A 14,358-nucleotide genomic window follows, 5' to 3' on the forward strand; every position below is an offset into this window, starting at 1 on the left:
CAAGAGCTAGTTTCCTAGCTTCGTAACAATTGGTAAATAACTTACTTTAATATCTTAATGATATAAATCAAAACGTCCCTTAGCTAGAAGTTCTTTAAGTCCACCCATATCAACAAGTGATTTGTTCATGATAATCTTCTTCATAACCGACGCAGGGTATTTTTTAATTTTAGTTTTTCCAACAACACCAAGTCCATGCGTATTTCCTACTGAAGCAACTGTGCCTTGCGGACTATACGAAAAGTCTTCTGTAGCTTCACCTTTGATTTGATGTAAAAGGTTTTTAGCAACATGAGCTCCCATACGAGTTGCAATTTGAGCTGTTGTTGGGAATGGGCGACCAGACTCAGTGTCCATAAATGCAGACACATCACCGATAACATAAACATTATCGTATTTTGGATCACGCAAATCACTGTTGACCATTACACGTCCACGACGTTGATCAAATCCTGATTCTCCCATAACCGGACTTCCACTAACACCTGTTGTCCAAATGATAGTACCTGCGGTAATAGATTTGAGTTCTTCATCCTCTTTACTAGTACCATAAACAACTTCACCCGGTTTGATTTCCTTAATCATACTTCCAAGCATCAAATTAATACCTAAATCCTTAATTAAGTTGACACCATATTGCGCTAATTCATCATCAAACATTGGTAGGATGCGAGTTGCTGCCTCTACACAAATAATTTCAATTTGTTCAGGTTTTACACCCGCTAAAGCAGCATATTTTGGTCGCTCATCAACCATAGCTCCGGCTAACTCAATACCTGTAAAACCAGCACCACATACTAAGAGTTTGAGAAGATTTTCATCTTTTGTCTCACGGTACAACTTCATTGTATTAACAATGTGATTATGGATGTTTTCTGCTTGCGAAATATTGGTCATCTGCAAAGCATTCTCCATAGCACCCTTGATGCCAAAAGTTTCAGATACAAAGCCTAAGGCAACTACGACATAATCATAATGGAGTTCACCGTTATTTTTAACTGTTACTGTTTTATTTTCAGCATCGACTCTAAGCACCTCATCTTGCATGAAGTTAACCTTATTAGTGTTGATAACATCCTTAATTGGGAATGTAATTTTTTCTTTTGGCTGAGAGCCTGCAGCTACTTCATGTAATTCTGTAGCTTCGTAGTGATAATCATTCATGTCAACAAGGGTAATATGAAAATCACCTGATTGTTTTTGTAAATTACGAACTGCTTTCAAACCGGCATAACCAGCACCTAAAACTAGGATTTCTTTCATGATAAAACTCCTCTAAAAAATGATTCCAATTAGATACGTTAAGACTTGGGTTGCAGATCCCAGTGCTAGAATACGTACCGCACAAACAAATGTTTCTCTCTTAACCTGTTTTTGCCACAATAGTTTTGTCTGCTTATAAATAAATGGTATTAATAACAAACTCAAGAGTACTGTAACAGGCGCAAGTCCAAAAAGAAATTCAAAAACAATTGCCAATAAAGCTATACTATTAGAAATAGCAAACAGCAAGAGTCCACCTCTTATCCCTGTATAATGTACAAGGGTATAGCGATGATTTTTTTCATCTTCTTCTTTGTCGCACAGATTATTCGCCAACATTAGATTGGCAATCCATAAGGTGTTCGGCAAGGAAATCAAGAAAATTTTGCTTAAGTTGAGGATATCCCACGAAAAGTTTTGATAAGTGTTTAGATATACACAAATTAAACTAATCATAAATCCCATTGTCAAGCCAGAAAATACTTCTCCTAAGGGCAGACTAGATAAAGGTCTTGGACCAAAGGAATATAAAACACCAATTCCAAAACAAAAAAGTCCCATCCATAAAAGAGGCAGACCGACTTGGGAAACTAAAACTAAACCAATCATACTAGAAGTAATGACTAAACTTGCCATAATAACTTCTATTTGGCGTAGGGATAGGTTCTCACGACCAATAATGTTAGTGTCATTCTTATAATCCAAATCCACAGCATTCCGATAATCATTGTAATTATTCCAAATGTCAACGAACATATTGAATAAAAACATAGCAACGAAGAATAAACCGACATATACAGGGTGTACTGAATTGTAGTAATAAGCACTAAAACACAAACCAATCAAAAATGGTAAAACACTAGCTGTTTTGGCTTTCATTTCTACCAACTCTAGAAAGATTGGTAATGTCATTATTAAAGTCCTCTCTATACATAATCTTCAACAATACTATTATAATGCAATTTCTACCATTTTTAAAACAATAGGGCTTGATTTTTGATTAAAAATACAAAAAATTTTTCTTAAAATGAGTTAATCACACTTAGAACACTAAATACTATTTTGAGGAGTCCTATTCATCACACTATGCCATGTAATATTCGGAAAAATAGTATTGCAACCCTCAACTATCCCTTATGTTGGCACCAGCCTTTGAAAGTCCTCTGATTGCACTGCTTAGTTAGTATTTTCATCAGCTGTATGATCTCTAAGAGCCATCAGCATACTAAAAAAACTAGTATTACACTTTGAAAAGTGTAACACTAGCTCCAATTTGTTTTAAATAGCTTAACTATTTAATCATTAATCTACTTTATATATTTAAGCATTTAAAGTTGAATGTTGGTTGAGGATACCTGAGAGAGAACCTTGAATATAATTTGGCAATACTTGTTTTTGAGCACGTTCATAGATTTCTGAATCTGTTAACTGACGTTCTGATTTGGGGCTTGATACTTGCGGTGTCACTGCTGCATTTTGTTGTTTGTAAAGTGTTGAATGCTGGTTAAGGATACCTGAGAGAGAACCTTGGATATATCTTGGCAATACTTGTTTTTGGGCACGTTCATAAAGTTCTGAATCCGTTAACTGACGTTCTGCTTTTGGAGGTGTTGCTTGCGGTGCTGTGAAAGTTGAAGCTGAAACACCTTGTGTAGAACCAAGAGCTACGAATGCTCCTCCAGCAAACATTGCTGAGACAAGACCAAGTTTCAAATAGTTAGCAGTTGAGACGTTGTTGACTTTTTTTTCTGTAATAAGTTTGTTCATAAGAATTACCTCTTTCTTTTGGGTTATTTATTTTATGAACTAAGTATAACAACAAGAAATAAAGTAAGGTTAAACTAAATATAAAATAATTCTTAAGTCATTCTTAGGAAACCATAAAATCATACACTAACAAAAAATTTGGTATCTAGCTCAAAAGTAAAAGTAGAATAAAGGCTTTTACTTCTGAGCTAGTAATGAATAAATTATATTTGCATCTAGTTTGGAATTAGCCCTAGTGTATTATAATGATCCCTACAAATATGTGCCAAACACCTTCTTCATATATACAAGATTGATTTAACATTCCTATACCCTTAATGGTGGGCACATTCTCTTCATGTTCCATATAGAAATCAACAGATAATTCCGTATTGTCCCTATTATTAAATTTTCCAGTTAATGATAAATTATATCATCCACCTTGAGGTGTCCTATTACCAATCTGTTCAACCTTTACACTTGACGAATCGAATTGAACAGATTCTGTCTTATCATTCTGTGATTTAGAACATCAACAATTTCTTGTTCATGTTCTTTGAGGTAAGCTAGTTGTTCTTCTTTAACGTGCTTTTATCTTTCGTACTTACTGATACTTGAGAGCATTTTTTTGACCCTACTTCTTACTAATCAGCTGACGTCCCTATAAGATGAATCATAAACACATAGCTGCCACTAACCATTTTAACCTTTTATGCATACATAATTCTTCTTGATATCCCATACCATTATCTTTAGTATAAACACTTAATAAAACAAGCATTTAACAACTAAGGTTAATAAAATTCAATAAATCTAATCCTTCTACTTACTTTAGTTTATCACTTTTTTCTCTCATCCTATGCTATAATAGTAAGGTATCAAAATTTAGGAGAATATAGTCTTATGATGAATATGCAAAATATGATGCGTCAAGCACAAAAGCTTCAAAAACAAATGGAACAAAAGCAAGCTGATTTAGCAGCTAGCCAGTTTACTGGAAAATCTGCTCAAGAGCTCGTTACCGTGACATTTACAGGCGATAAAAAGCTAATTTCAATTGATTACAAAGAAGCTGTGGTAGACCCTGAAGATATTGAAACACTACAAGACATGACAACTCAAGCTATCAATGACGCTTTAAGCCAAGTTGACGATGCTACAAAAAAAATTATGGGAGCATTTGCGGGTAAAATGCCATTCTAAAAAATAAATCACATTTACTGAATCACCTGTAAATGTGATTTTTATTTCAAACTTCTTTCATTTTTTCACGAAAACAAGTTTTATTTTCAAAAAATATTTGCAAAAAATCAGCAGAGAGGTATAATAACATTGAAAATATTAGAGAGAAGGTGACTAACCATGGTTATGGATAGTCTAATCATAAAACAGTTGATTAAGAGTACATTTGATATACCCTTACAAGTCACTTATCCAAATGGGAATATTGAAACTTATAATGGTAGCAATCCCCACGTCAAACTTAAACTAAACAAAAATTTCTCCGTCTCGGAGCTATCAAAAGACCCTTCCATAGTATTGGGTGAAGCTGTTATGGATGGAGACATTGAAATTTATGGTTCTATACAAGAATTAATTTTATCAGCTTACCGCTGTGGAGACAGCTTTCTACGTAATAGTAAATTTAGCAAATTGATTCCTAAACAATTTCATGATAAAAAACACAGTAAATCCGACATTCAAAAGCATTATGACATCGGAAATGATTTCTATAAACTGTGGCTTGATGATACCATGACTTATTCATGCGCCTATTTTAAACATGAAAATGATAGTCTAGAGCAAGCTCAACTAAACAAAGTACACCATATTCTTAATAAATTAAATGCTCAGCCGGGAGGGAAATTACTAGACATCGGTTGTGGCTGGGGGACACTTATCATTACTGCTGCTAAAGAATATGGCTTAAATGCGACAGGTATCACCTTAAGTGAAGAGCAGGCTTCTTTCATTACTAAGCGTATCAAGGAAGAAGGGTTGGAAAATAAAGTAACAGTCCTCATTAAAGATTATCGTGACATTCGTGAAACATACGATTATATCACTAGTGTTGGTATGTTTGAACATGTAGGAAAAGAAAATTTATCTCAATACTTCCAAACCATTTCTAAAAGACTCAACATCAATGGTCTAGCTCTTATTCATGGTATTACTGGACAAGTGGGTGGTAATCATGGTAGTGGAACTAATTCTTGGATTAATAAGTATATCTTCCCAGGAGGATATATCCCTCGTTTAACTGAAAATTTAAATCATATAGCTAGTGCTGGACTTCAAATTGCTGACTTAGAACCGCTTCGTCGTCACTATCAAAAGACTCTCGAATTATGGACAAAAAATTTCCACAATGCCCTTCCTGAAGTTCAGAAAACTCATGATAAGCGTTTTATCAATATGTGGGACCTCTATCTTCAATCTTGTGCGGCCTCTTTTGAATCTGGCAATATTGATATTTTTCAATACTTGCTTTCAAAAGGTGTTTCAAAAGACACTATGCCTATGACACGCGATTATATGTATTCTGCTAATTGATATAGTTAATATTATAGTATTCCAACTTATTCTAAATAAAAAGGACTCTCTTGAATTCAAGGGAGTTCTTTAACGTTCTTCTCTGGCTAACTCTATACAATGTGACTTTTGGTGACAATGTGGACAGAATACTTTTCGCGTCTTAGGGGTATGTTTCGCTAGATTAAATGCTTGATATGTCGGTGTAAAGGTTTGATGACAATTTGGACAAAGATAAACAACCTGTTGTTTAAAATACCAAACCATACCATTCATAGCTATTAAGAATACTGTTACTGCTATCCACATAAGCCATCTTTGATTTAGAGAAACTGCTGCTATTATTAACGTAATATAGACCATAATAATCATAACGACTTGTAGCACTATGCTTTTTTGTAGTATACCCCATTTTCTTTTGTTTTCTTCCATAAGCACAATGTCAGAAAGATAGCCTAATGTTTTACTATCTTGTTTTTCTACAGTTTTTAGTAGGTTGACAGCTTTGTCAAGTTTGTCTTTTTTACTATCAATAGCTAGCCTTAATTCTCTTATCTGCACTTGTAAAAAAAGCTCTAAAATCTGGCTAGCATTGTCTTCAGTAAATAGATTTTTGATATTATCAATTGAAAAATCTAAATCTCGTAAATAAATAATTTGTCTAAGCTTTTCTAAATCAGCAATACTATAAACCCTCCTACCTCCTTCAGATAGTTCTGATGGGGATAAAATTCCTCTTTTGTCATAGTACTGAACAGTACGAACAGTAACTCCTGCTTCTTTAGCTAAGTCACCAGTGGAATATTTTTCTGACATGTTTCACACCTCCTTTAATATAGTAAACACTTCTTTATCAGAAACACCTTTACTATATCAAATGACCTAAGGTAATAAGCAAGTAATAACGCTAAGTATTTTTAACTTTAAATAAAACTACAACAATTAATCAAACAAATTTCCTAAAGTCGCAAATGGGCTATCAACTGCTACCTCTTTTTGCTGTTTTAAATAGATTTTATTTTCATCCAAGTCCAGAAATTTTTCATAAACACGCGCAGTCATACGGGCATCCTCTAAGCTATTATGTGCTTTACCCTTTATTCCTAAAAAGTCAGCAACAGTAGTCAATTTAAGGTTGACAATACCATTTAAATCTGTACTGCGTCTCACAAAAGCTTCATCATATAAGTCCACCTGATATTGACTAGTTAGATCCAAACCATTTTCAACTAAAAGGGGTAAATCCGATTTATACCCATTATAACCAATCAGTGGTGTATCTCCAACAAAACTCTGAAAGTCTGTCAAAACTATCTCAATTTTAGGAGCCCCTATAATATCTCTAGCTGTAATACCTGTTAAACCATTAATAAAGCTTTGTAATGGAACTTTTGTGTGAACATAAGTATCAAATAAAGCAATCTCTTGATGATTAGAATATTTAACGGCCGACACTTGAATAATATGGCTATGCTCACCAACCGTGTTAAACTCTAAATCAAAAGCTATATATTCTTGTAATTGTTTCATTATTTCTCCTAAAAAGCGCAAGGAAACTCCTTACGCTTTTATTCTATTTTTTATTGAAGAAACGTCCAAAGAAACTTTTTTTAACAGCTTCTAATTCTTGAATTTTTTCTTCTTTGGCTTCTTGAATCTCCTCAACCTCTGCTTTAGCTTCATTTAACTCAAGTTGCAGACGTTGCGTATCTTCCATAGCAGTTAAAGTCAATTGCTGTTGTTGATCTAATTGCTTATCTTTCTCTGCTATTTGAATATCTTTTACATGTAACTGCTCGTCTTTTGAAGCAATCTGAATATCTTTTGCTTTTAACTGTTCATATAAACGTGTGATTTCAGTATTCTTCTCATCAACGAGAATTTCTAAAAGTTCTCGTCTTGATGCTTCTTCGTCAATTGGTTCCTCTTCCAAAATAGTTTTTTTATAGATTTCTTCCAATTTAATCAAGCCATCACGATTAACAACTGTAACGCCTTTACTATTCTTTTCCACACATTCTTCAGGGAGTGTTTTAACTCTGTTATTCATCGCTTGACGACTAACCCCTAAAATTTCAGCTAATTCACTAACCGTCTTTTCAACTGTCATAACTTCCTCTTTTGTACTGATTTTCTTATAAAAGAATATCACAATCCTAATCTAGTGTCAATTTACTGTCAACTTAAAGTGTCAAACAAGACATTTTGACGTCTATTTCTCTATTTATATGCTAGAATAAGATTATGAAGCATTATGACACAATAATTATAGGTGGTGGACCTGCTGGAATGATGGCAGCTATTTCCTCAAATTTTTACGGCAACAAAACACTTCTTATTGAGAAAAATAAACGTTTAGGCAAAAAACTAGCTGGAACAGGTGGTGGCCGCTGTAATGTTACCAATAATGGAAACCTTGATGAGCTCTTAGCTGGTATACCTGGAAATGGCCGTTTCCTATATAGCGTCTTCTCACAATTTGATAACCATGATATTATTAACTTCTTTCAAGACAACGGCGTCACACTAAAAGAAGAAGATCATGGGCGTATGTTCCCTACTACTGATAAATCTCGTACTATCATTAACGCCCTTGAAAATAAAATAAAAGAACTTGGTGGTCAAATTATGACTGACACAGAAGTTGTCTCTGTCAAAAAGATAGGAGATTCATTCTATATCAAAACTAAAGATACACAGTTCGCATCCGATAAACTTATCGTAACAACTGGTGGTAAATCCTATCCGTCTACAGGTTCTACTGGTTTCGGTCATGACATTGCTCGTCACTTTAAATTAGAAGTCACAGATATGGAAGCCGCCGAAAGCCCTCTTTTAACTGATTTTCCCCATAAAAAACTACAAGGTATCTCCTTAGATGATGTCACTTTGTCATTTGAAAAGCATATTATTACACACGATCTTCTCTTTACTCATTTTGGATTATCAGGACCAGCAGCCTTGCGAATTTCTAGCTTTGTCAAAGGCGGAGAAACTATATACCTAGATGTTTTGCCCAATATCTCTGTTAAAGAATTGGAAATACACTTCCAAAATGAAAGAGAAAAATCTTTGAAAAACGCTCTTAAAATACTTCTTCCTGAGCGTTTAGCTGAATTTTACGCTGAAGACTTACCCGAAAAAGTAAAACAAGTATCTGTAAAAGACTTAGAAATGTTAATTCAAAAACTTAAAAAACTTCCTATTTTAGTAACTGGCAAGATGTCTCTAGCAAAATCCTTTGTAACAAAAGGGGGAGTTGATCTTAAAGAAATAAACCCCAAAACACTTGAAAGTAAAAAGGTAGCTGGTTTACATTTTGCTGGTGAAGTCCTAGACATCAATGCTCATACGGGAGGGTTTAACATTACTTCTGCCTTATGTACAGGCTGGGTAGCTGGTAGCTTACACTATTAATACATGAAAGCTGAACAATTCCGTCAGCTTTTTTATATAGAATTTAAAGATAATATTTGGCTCTTAAGGCTTCTTTGATTTTTTCCAATTCATCTGGTAAATTTACCTGATGAATAGCATACCCAATCTGATAAGGGGATACTATAAAACGAGGAACAATTTTACAAATAAGACCCCCATCATGCTTATAGAAAAAGAGATTATAAGATTTACAGCGCCCTCCCAAGAATTCATTTAAAATATAATGACACAAAATTGGTAAACTATCTGCAATCAAAATAGCGTTTTCCAATTTGGATACTTTAATTGTGAACTCTGTGAAATCAAGCATAGGACGATTGGCAATACTAATCTCTGCTTGTTGACTCGTTTCCGAACAAACCTCGATACCATCAAACCAATCTAAGTTCAACGTTTCATAAGCATCTACGTTTTTTAAGCCAACAATTTGGCTATGAGGATGTCGTAAACTTCCGCCAGATAAGGGCCCAAAATTTCGATAAAGAACGACCGAACGGTAATGACCACTTTCTTCCATTAATTGCCATTTTGACAAAAGATAATCTAACAATTGGCGCATCTTTGACTCACTATAAACTGAAATATCCCCATTGTGATCATTTGATTCAATCACCAATGTTTGATAGGTTTCTTCTAAAGTTGGGTATTTATTTTCTACCCAGATCATATCGTCTTTCACGTCTAGGATTTTTCCTAATTGGCTTTTATCACAAAATGGACATTTGTCTTTATTGCTGGGTTTTTGTTTCGCGATATTAGGGTTAAATCGGATATATCTTTCATTCATACTGTTATTGTAACACATTCATCACCATTACAATATAATACTTATCCAGTTAACATTTTCCTTGCATTCTTAGCTGAAAAGAGTATAATAGAATCATGTCTTGTTTACTGGTTAATTACCAGTAAACTAGGTACCCTGTTTTGGGATAGAAAAATCTTTTTGGGAAAGGAGAAATCATGGCTAAGAAATCAAAAATTGCTAAATTTCAAAAACAGCAAAAACTCGTAGAACAATATGCTGAACTACGTCGTGAGTTAAAAGAAAAGGGTGATTACGAAGCACTTCGTAAACTTCCTAAAGATTCTAACCCTAACCGACTTAAAAATCGTGATTTAATCGATGGCCGTCCTCACGCTTACATGCGTAAATTCGGTATGAGTCGTATTAACTTCCGTAACCTAGCTTACAAAGGCCAAATTCCTGGCATTAAAAAAGCAAGCTGGTAATTCGTGAAGACAAATAGTTACTTTTTATGACTATTCTATTGAGTGTGGACGAATAGTTAATACATTGTAATTATTTAACCTGTTGAGTATTTACTCAGCTATTACAAACTTCTTCAAAATTTTATTATCATAGGAATGTAGGATCTCATCAATCCTTAAATGACTAATAATAAAAGATGAAAAAATTTTTCTTATCTCAAATCATAGATGCCAATTTATTTATTTTCAAAAAGCCCGGTATGCCAAGATACCGAGCTTTTTATTATTATAAATACTGATAAAATTCTTTTAGTTAATCCCAAAAACAAGACTATTATTTTGTAATAGTCACTACTGAATAATATTTCTTTTATTAAAAACTCACAAGACATTTCTTAAAGCAGTTACATCTTCGCGACTAGTTGACCAACTAGTTGCTAGACGTATTACAGTATGATGGTCATCATATTTTTCCCAAAAACTATAAGCTACATTCTTTGCTAAATCTGCTAGTTTTGTATTTTCTACAATAATAAATTGTTGATTAGTTGGTGATTTTAAATAGAATGAGTAACCTTTTTCTTCTAAAATGATTTTTAATTCCTCTGCTAAGTCGATCGCATGCTTTCCAATTTTTAAGTAAAGGTTATCCGTAAAGAAACGATCAAAAGCAAGCCCCAGCAATCTTCCCTTGGCTAATAACGCACCATGCTGCTTTACAATTGTAGTAAACTGTTTTGGACGATTTTTCTTTGTGAAAACAACTGCTTCCCCAGCAAGAGCCCCCATTTTGGTTCCACCAATATAAAAAACATCTGATAAGGCTGCAATCGTTGGGAAATCAACATCTGTATCTTTCGCAGCCAAACCATACCCCAGACGAGCACCGTCAATAAATAAGGGGATTTGATAATGTTTACAAATCTTCGATAACTCTTCTAGTTCTGCTTTACTATAAAGTGTTCCATATTCTGTTGGATGTGATATATAAACCATTCCTGGAAAAACCATGTGTTGGTAATTACCATCAGCATAAAAAGTCTCAATATAAGTTGCGACTTCGCTTGCGAGTAATTTCCCATTATGAGAAGGTAAAGTCAATACCTTATGCCCTGAAAATTCTATGGCTCCTGCTTCATGACTACTCACATGACCTGTTTCTGCAGCAATAACTCCTTCATAAGAAGCAAGCATACTACTGATAACTACTTGATTTGTTTGAGTACCACCCACTAAAAACTCAACTTCAGCTTGTGGACAGGAACAGACTTCTCGAATTTTATCTGCCGCTTGTTGACAGTAACTATCTGTCCCATATCCCGATAGACCTTGATCATTAGTTTCAATAAGGGCATTTAAAAGCTCTGGATGAGCTCCTTTATTATAATCATTTTCAAAATGTAACATTCCTTAACTCCTTTATTAGTTAAAAAAATAGCGACAATATCATTTGCTAATATTTTTGAATATTCAATCATTATAACAAATAAAAAATATCAAAACAAGCGTTTTGATATTATGAACACCTATAAACTCTCAAAAGCTAAACTAGGTTTGGCATTCAATTTTAAAGAAGCAAAATTCTCTTTTTCAAACTCTATCGCTGCTGCTAATGCAATCATTCCTGCATTATCCCCACATAATCTAAGAGGAGGAATAACCACATCAATATCAGGAGAAATATCAGTAGCCAAGCGTTCCCGAAGTCCTTGATTAGCTGCAACTCCACCAGCAACGACTAAAGTTTTCACTGGATACTTTAGCAAAGCTTTTTGAGTTTTGGCCAATAAAATATCCAAAACAGCCGCCTGAAAGGAAGCACATAAATCTTCAAGAACCAATGCTTCACCCTTTTGTTCTGCATTATGATGTAAATTGATAAATGCAGATTTTAATCCAGAAAAAGAAAATTCAAGATGATCTTCTTTGATCATCGCTCTAGGAAAATGGTAAGTATCTTGACCCTTATGAGCTAACTGATCAATCTCGCGACCTGCTGGATAAGTTAAGCCCATAACACGGCCTACTTTATCATAAGCTTCTCCAACAGCATCATCCCGAGTTTCTCCTACTATTTTGTAATCTCCCGGTTCAGAAACATATACTAATTCTGTATGTCCCCCACTGACAAGCAAAGCTAACAATGGGTATTGAAGTTCCTTAACGTCACGTGCTGCCATTAAATGACCTGCCATGTGGTTTATAGGAATTAGAGGTAATTTATTTGCCCAAGCGAAAGCTTTTGCTGCAGCCATACCTACCAATAAGGCTCCTACTAATCCCGGACCATATGTTACAGCAACAGCATCCAAATCGCTAGCAACAATACCTGCTTCTTGAAGAGCATCCTCAAAACAGGTTGTTACTACTTCAACGTGATGACGGCTTGCCACTTCAGGAACAACACCACCAAAACGTTTGTGACTTTCAACTTGACTTGCAATAATATTAGCTAGTAACTCTTTATCATTTTTTAAAATAGCAACACTAGTTTCATCACATGAACTTTCCACTGCTAAAATATATCTATCTTTCATAATGATATTAATCCATCAATATCGTCTTTTCCATTAGTATTGAGGACTATTCATATCCTTTCTATCATCAACTATTTATCCCTTGCGCATCACTATAGCATCTTCAATTGGATCATGGTAATAATTTTTGCGCTTTCTTAAAACTACAAAACCACACCTCTCATAAAGTTTTTGTGCTACGATATTTGAATAACGAACCTCAAGAAAAACTGGCACCTCTATATCAGCGATCATTGACATTAACTGGTAAGCATAACCTTTACCTTGATAATTTTTTTTAACAGCAATATTAGTAATTTCTACTTCACCTACCAATTGTTGAAGAGCCAAAAAACCAATGACTTCACCGTCATTATAAACAAAAAAATAATCTGTTGAATCTTTTTTTAAATCTTCTGAAATCTGCGATAAACTCCACGGAGATTTGTCATAGACATCAGATAGTACGCTCCATATAGCCAGTGCTTGTTCTGATGATTCCATCTCAAACTCTCTTAATATATTCTTCTGTATTCGTTTCACAGTGGTTTTTTAACCAATTTTCCTCAGCTTCAACACGTTTTAAGTATCGTGGAACAAACGCATCTACATTAACGCTTTTCATTTTTTGTCCTTTGCGCCCAATTGCTACTGCACAAGGTAAAGTTTCTGTAATTTTAGCATGTGGTAAGGCTTTCTTAATCTGATCAAAAAATGCTGCAACCTCTCCGACAAAATGAACATTGGCTTTATTCCCCACCTCTTGTAAGACTTCTTCAAGAGAAGTGTGACAGTCTGGTTTAACAGTATCACCATTTTGATAGAAACCAACATAAACATTATTACGTCGTGCATCTATAAGTGGTACCAATAAATCATTTTCTGAAAATCCATTTGTTAAAGCGTACAGGCTAGATACTCCAACTAAGTCAATCTTAAGCGTATAAGCTAGCATTTTTGCTGTAGCAACAGCTACACGTAAGCCCGTATAAGATCCTGGACCCTCTGCTACTACGATACGGTCCAAATCTTGAGGTTCTAAATCAATTGATTGCATTAAAAAATCAATGGCTGGCATCAAATTAATGCTATGATTCTTTTTGATATTGATAGTGACAGTCGCTAAACATTCCATATTGTTTAGTACAGCCACTGATAGTGCTTTGCTTGAAGTATCAAAGGCTAAAACTTTCATCATTTAACTTCCCTTACTTGATTCTACCTCTTATTTTATGATATAATCATGATAATTGCAACGAATCAAGGTTAATTCTATTACTCTATAAAAACTTAATAATGGTTTGTCATTGTCTCACTTAACGGCATTGACCCATTTTTTTATAGTTAGAAAAACCGAGAGATAAGAAAGGATTATTATGATTTATAAAGTTTTCTATCAAGAAACAAAAGAACGCAACCCACGTCGTGAGCAAACCAAAACACTTTACGTTACTATTGATGCAGCTAATGAATTAGAAGGTCGCATTGCTGCACGTAAACTAGTTGAAGAAAATACAGCTTACAATATCGAATTCATCGAGTTACTTTCAGACAAACACCTTGAATATGAAAAAGAAACTGGTGTTTTCGAGCTCACTGAGTTCTAGAAAGGAGTTAAACATAATAGCTAGAGTAATCTACCCATTATGAT

16 protein-coding genes are annotated in these 14,358 nt (G+C 34.3%); 5 read left to right on the top strand and 11 right to left on the bottom strand.

The window, feature by feature from the left end; all coding sequences use genetic code 11:
- Positions 1-54 precede the first annotated feature (54 nt).
- The 3 genes from EGX96_RS02875 to EGX96_RS02885 form a co-directional block, all read right to left on the bottom strand.
- On the bottom strand, positions 55-1,263 hold the full coding sequence (locus tag EGX96_RS02875) for an NAD(P)/FAD-dependent oxidoreductase (RefSeq protein WP_000659003.1): 1,209 nt from the start codon (positions 1,261-1,263) through the stop codon (positions 55-57).
- Between the two features lie 12 nt (positions 1,264-1,275).
- Positions 1,276-2,175, bottom strand: a complete 900-nt coding sequence (locus EGX96_RS02880; protein ID WP_000174552.1) for a prenyltransferase — start codon at positions 2,173-2,175, stop codon at positions 1,276-1,278.
- Between the two features lie 408 nt (positions 2,176-2,583).
- Complete coding sequence (locus tag EGX96_RS02885) at positions 2,584-3,030, bottom strand: hypothetical protein (RefSeq protein ID WP_001037494.1); 447 nt, start codon at positions 3,028-3,030, stop codon at positions 2,584-2,586.
- Positions 3,031-3,912: 882 nt separating this feature from the next.
- On the opposite strand from EGX96_RS02885, the gene EGX96_RS02900 reads away from it, so the two are divergent.
- Entirely contained in the window at positions 3,913-4,212 is a 300-nt protein-coding gene (locus EGX96_RS02900) for a YbaB/EbfC family nucleoid-associated protein (protein WP_000981511.1), read from the top strand.
- A 159-nt stretch (positions 4,213-4,371) separates the two neighbouring features.
- Positions 4,372-5,562 (top strand): SAM-dependent methyltransferase, encoded by a 1,191-nt coding sequence (locus tag EGX96_RS02905; RefSeq protein WP_000244923.1) that lies wholly within the window; start codon positions 4,372-4,374, stop codon positions 5,560-5,562.
- A 69-nt stretch (positions 5,563-5,631) separates the two neighbouring features.
- Here the strand turns inward: EGX96_RS02905 and EGX96_RS02910 are convergent, their stop codons facing one another.
- From EGX96_RS02910 to EGX96_RS02920, 3 genes are all read right to left on the bottom strand, one after another.
- On the bottom strand, positions 5,632-6,357 hold the full coding sequence (locus tag EGX96_RS02910; protein WP_001292007.1) for a MerR family transcriptional regulator: 726 nt from the start codon (positions 6,355-6,357) through the stop codon (positions 5,632-5,634).
- A 126-nt stretch (positions 6,358-6,483) separates the two neighbouring features.
- Entirely contained in the window at positions 6,484-7,071 is a 588-nt protein-coding gene (locus tag EGX96_RS02915; RefSeq protein ID WP_000811662.1) for a 3'-5' exonuclease, read from the bottom strand.
- A gap of 43 nt (positions 7,072-7,114) precedes the next feature.
- Complete coding sequence (locus tag EGX96_RS02920) at positions 7,115-7,651, bottom strand: DUF536 domain-containing protein (protein WP_000215421.1); 537 nt, start codon at positions 7,649-7,651, stop codon at positions 7,115-7,117.
- Positions 7,652-7,785: 134 nt separating this feature from the next.
- Here EGX96_RS02920 and EGX96_RS02925 point away from each other — a divergent pair, with 134 nt between their 5' ends.
- A complete protein-coding gene (locus EGX96_RS02925; RefSeq protein WP_000683561.1) occupies positions 7,786-8,958 on the top strand; it encodes an NAD(P)/FAD-dependent oxidoreductase in 1,173 nt (390 codons plus the stop codon).
- A gap of 43 nt (positions 8,959-9,001) precedes the next feature.
- Here the strand turns inward: EGX96_RS02925 and EGX96_RS02930 are convergent, their stop codons facing one another.
- The gene (locus EGX96_RS02930) at positions 9,002-9,766 is read right to left on the bottom strand and encodes a DUF4931 domain-containing protein (protein ID WP_001005780.1); all 765 of its coding nucleotides are present in this window, start codon (positions 9,764-9,766) and stop codon (positions 9,002-9,004) included.
- Positions 9,767-9,942: 176 nt separating this feature from the next.
- Between EGX96_RS02930 and rpsN the strand changes: the two genes are divergently transcribed.
- Positions 9,943-10,212 carry a 30S ribosomal protein S14 gene (gene rpsN, locus EGX96_RS02935; RefSeq protein ID WP_001085659.1) on the top strand — a complete coding sequence of 90 codons (270 nt, stop codon included), beginning with the start codon at positions 9,943-9,945 and terminating at the stop codon, positions 10,210-10,212.
- 360 nt (positions 10,213-10,572) lie between these two features.
- Here the strand turns inward: rpsN and EGX96_RS02945 are convergent, their stop codons facing one another.
- From EGX96_RS02945 to tsaB, 4 genes are all read right to left on the bottom strand, one after another.
- The gene (locus tag EGX96_RS02945; protein WP_000902186.1) at positions 10,573-11,598 is read right to left on the bottom strand and encodes a threonine aldolase family protein; all 1,026 of its coding nucleotides are present in this window, start codon (positions 11,596-11,598) and stop codon (positions 10,573-10,575) included.
- A 119-nt stretch (positions 11,599-11,717) separates the two neighbouring features.
- Positions 11,718-12,728, bottom strand: coding sequence for a tRNA (adenosine(37)-N6)-threonylcarbamoyltransferase complex transferase subunit TsaD (gene tsaD / locus EGX96_RS02950; RefSeq protein WP_000655087.1), 1,011 nt, complete (start codon positions 12,726-12,728; stop codon positions 11,718-11,720).
- A gap of 75 nt (positions 12,729-12,803) precedes the next feature.
- On the bottom strand, positions 12,804-13,211 hold the full coding sequence (rimI, locus tag EGX96_RS02955) for a ribosomal protein S18-alanine N-acetyltransferase (RefSeq protein ID WP_000445945.1): 408 nt from the start codon (positions 13,209-13,211) through the stop codon (positions 12,804-12,806).
- 1 nt (position 13,212) lies between these two features.
- Positions 13,213-13,905: a tRNA (adenosine(37)-N6)-threonylcarbamoyltransferase complex dimerization subunit type 1 TsaB gene (gene tsaB / locus EGX96_RS02960; RefSeq protein ID WP_000978604.1), complete on the bottom strand. Its 693-nt coding sequence runs from the start codon at positions 13,903-13,905 to the stop codon at positions 13,213-13,215.
- A 178-nt stretch (positions 13,906-14,083) separates the two neighbouring features.
- Here tsaB and EGX96_RS02965 point away from each other — a divergent pair, with 178 nt between their 5' ends.
- Positions 14,084-14,314, top strand: a complete 231-nt coding sequence (locus EGX96_RS02965; RefSeq protein ID WP_000639570.1) for a DNA-dependent RNA polymerase subunit epsilon — start codon at positions 14,084-14,086, stop codon at positions 14,312-14,314.
- The last annotated feature ends 44 nt before the right edge of the window (positions 14,315-14,358 follow it).

This window comes from Streptococcus sp. FDAARGOS_520 (assembly GCF_003812685.1).
Lineage (GTDB): Bacteria > Bacillota > Bacilli > Lactobacillales > Streptococcaceae > Streptococcus > Streptococcus agalactiae.

Bases quoted from the DNA above. Each gene is read 5' to 3' on its own strand.
- EGX96_RS02930 (WP_001005780.1), bottom strand. From the start codon at position 9,766: ATGAATGAAAGATATATCCGATTTAACCCTAATATCGCGAAACAAAAA.
- EGX96_RS02920 (WP_000215421.1), bottom strand. From the start codon at position 7,651: ATGACAGTTGAAAAGACGGTTAGTGAATTAGCTGAAATTTTAGGGGTT.
- EGX96_RS02880 (WP_000174552.1), bottom strand. From the start codon at position 2,175: ATGACATTACCAATCTTTCTAGAGTTGGTAGAAATGAAAGCCAAAACA.
- tsaB (WP_000978604.1), bottom strand. From the start codon at position 13,905: ATGATGAAAGTTTTAGCCTTTGATACTTCAAGCAAAGCACTATCAGTG.
- EGX96_RS02900 (WP_000981511.1), top strand. From the start codon at position 3,913: ATGATGAATATGCAAAATATGATGCGTCAAGCACAAAAGCTTCAAAAA.
- EGX96_RS02925 (WP_000683561.1), top strand. From the start codon at position 7,786: ATGAAGCATTATGACACAATAATTATAGGTGGTGGACCTGCTGGAATG.
- EGX96_RS02945 (WP_000902186.1), bottom strand. From the start codon at position 11,598: ATGTTACATTTTGAAAATGATTATAATAAAGGAGCTCATCCAGAGCTT.
- EGX96_RS02965 (WP_000639570.1), top strand. From the start codon at position 14,084: ATGATTTATAAAGTTTTCTATCAAGAAACAAAAGAACGCAACCCACGT.
- rimI (WP_000445945.1), bottom strand. From the start codon at position 13,211: ATGGAATCATCAGAACAAGCACTGGCTATATGGAGCGTACTATCTGAT.
- EGX96_RS02875 (WP_000659003.1), bottom strand. From the start codon at position 1,263: ATGAAAGAAATCCTAGTTTTAGGTGCTGGTTATGCCGGTTTGAAAGCA.
- EGX96_RS02915 (WP_000811662.1), bottom strand. From the start codon at position 7,071: ATGAAACAATTACAAGAATATATAGCTTTTGATTTAGAGTTTAACACG.
- tsaD (WP_000655087.1), bottom strand. From the start codon at position 12,728: ATGAAAGATAGATATATTTTAGCAGTGGAAAGTTCATGTGATGAAACT.
- EGX96_RS02905 (WP_000244923.1), top strand. From the start codon at position 4,372: ATGGTTATGGATAGTCTAATCATAAAACAGTTGATTAAGAGTACATTT.
- EGX96_RS02885 (WP_001037494.1), bottom strand. From the start codon at position 3,030: ATGAACAAACTTATTACAGAAAAAAAAGTCAACAACGTCTCAACTGCT.
- rpsN (WP_001085659.1), top strand. From the start codon at position 9,943: ATGGCTAAGAAATCAAAAATTGCTAAATTTCAAAAACAGCAAAAACTC.
- EGX96_RS02910 (WP_001292007.1), bottom strand. From the start codon at position 6,357: ATGTCAGAAAAATATTCCACTGGTGACTTAGCTAAAGAAGCAGGAGTT.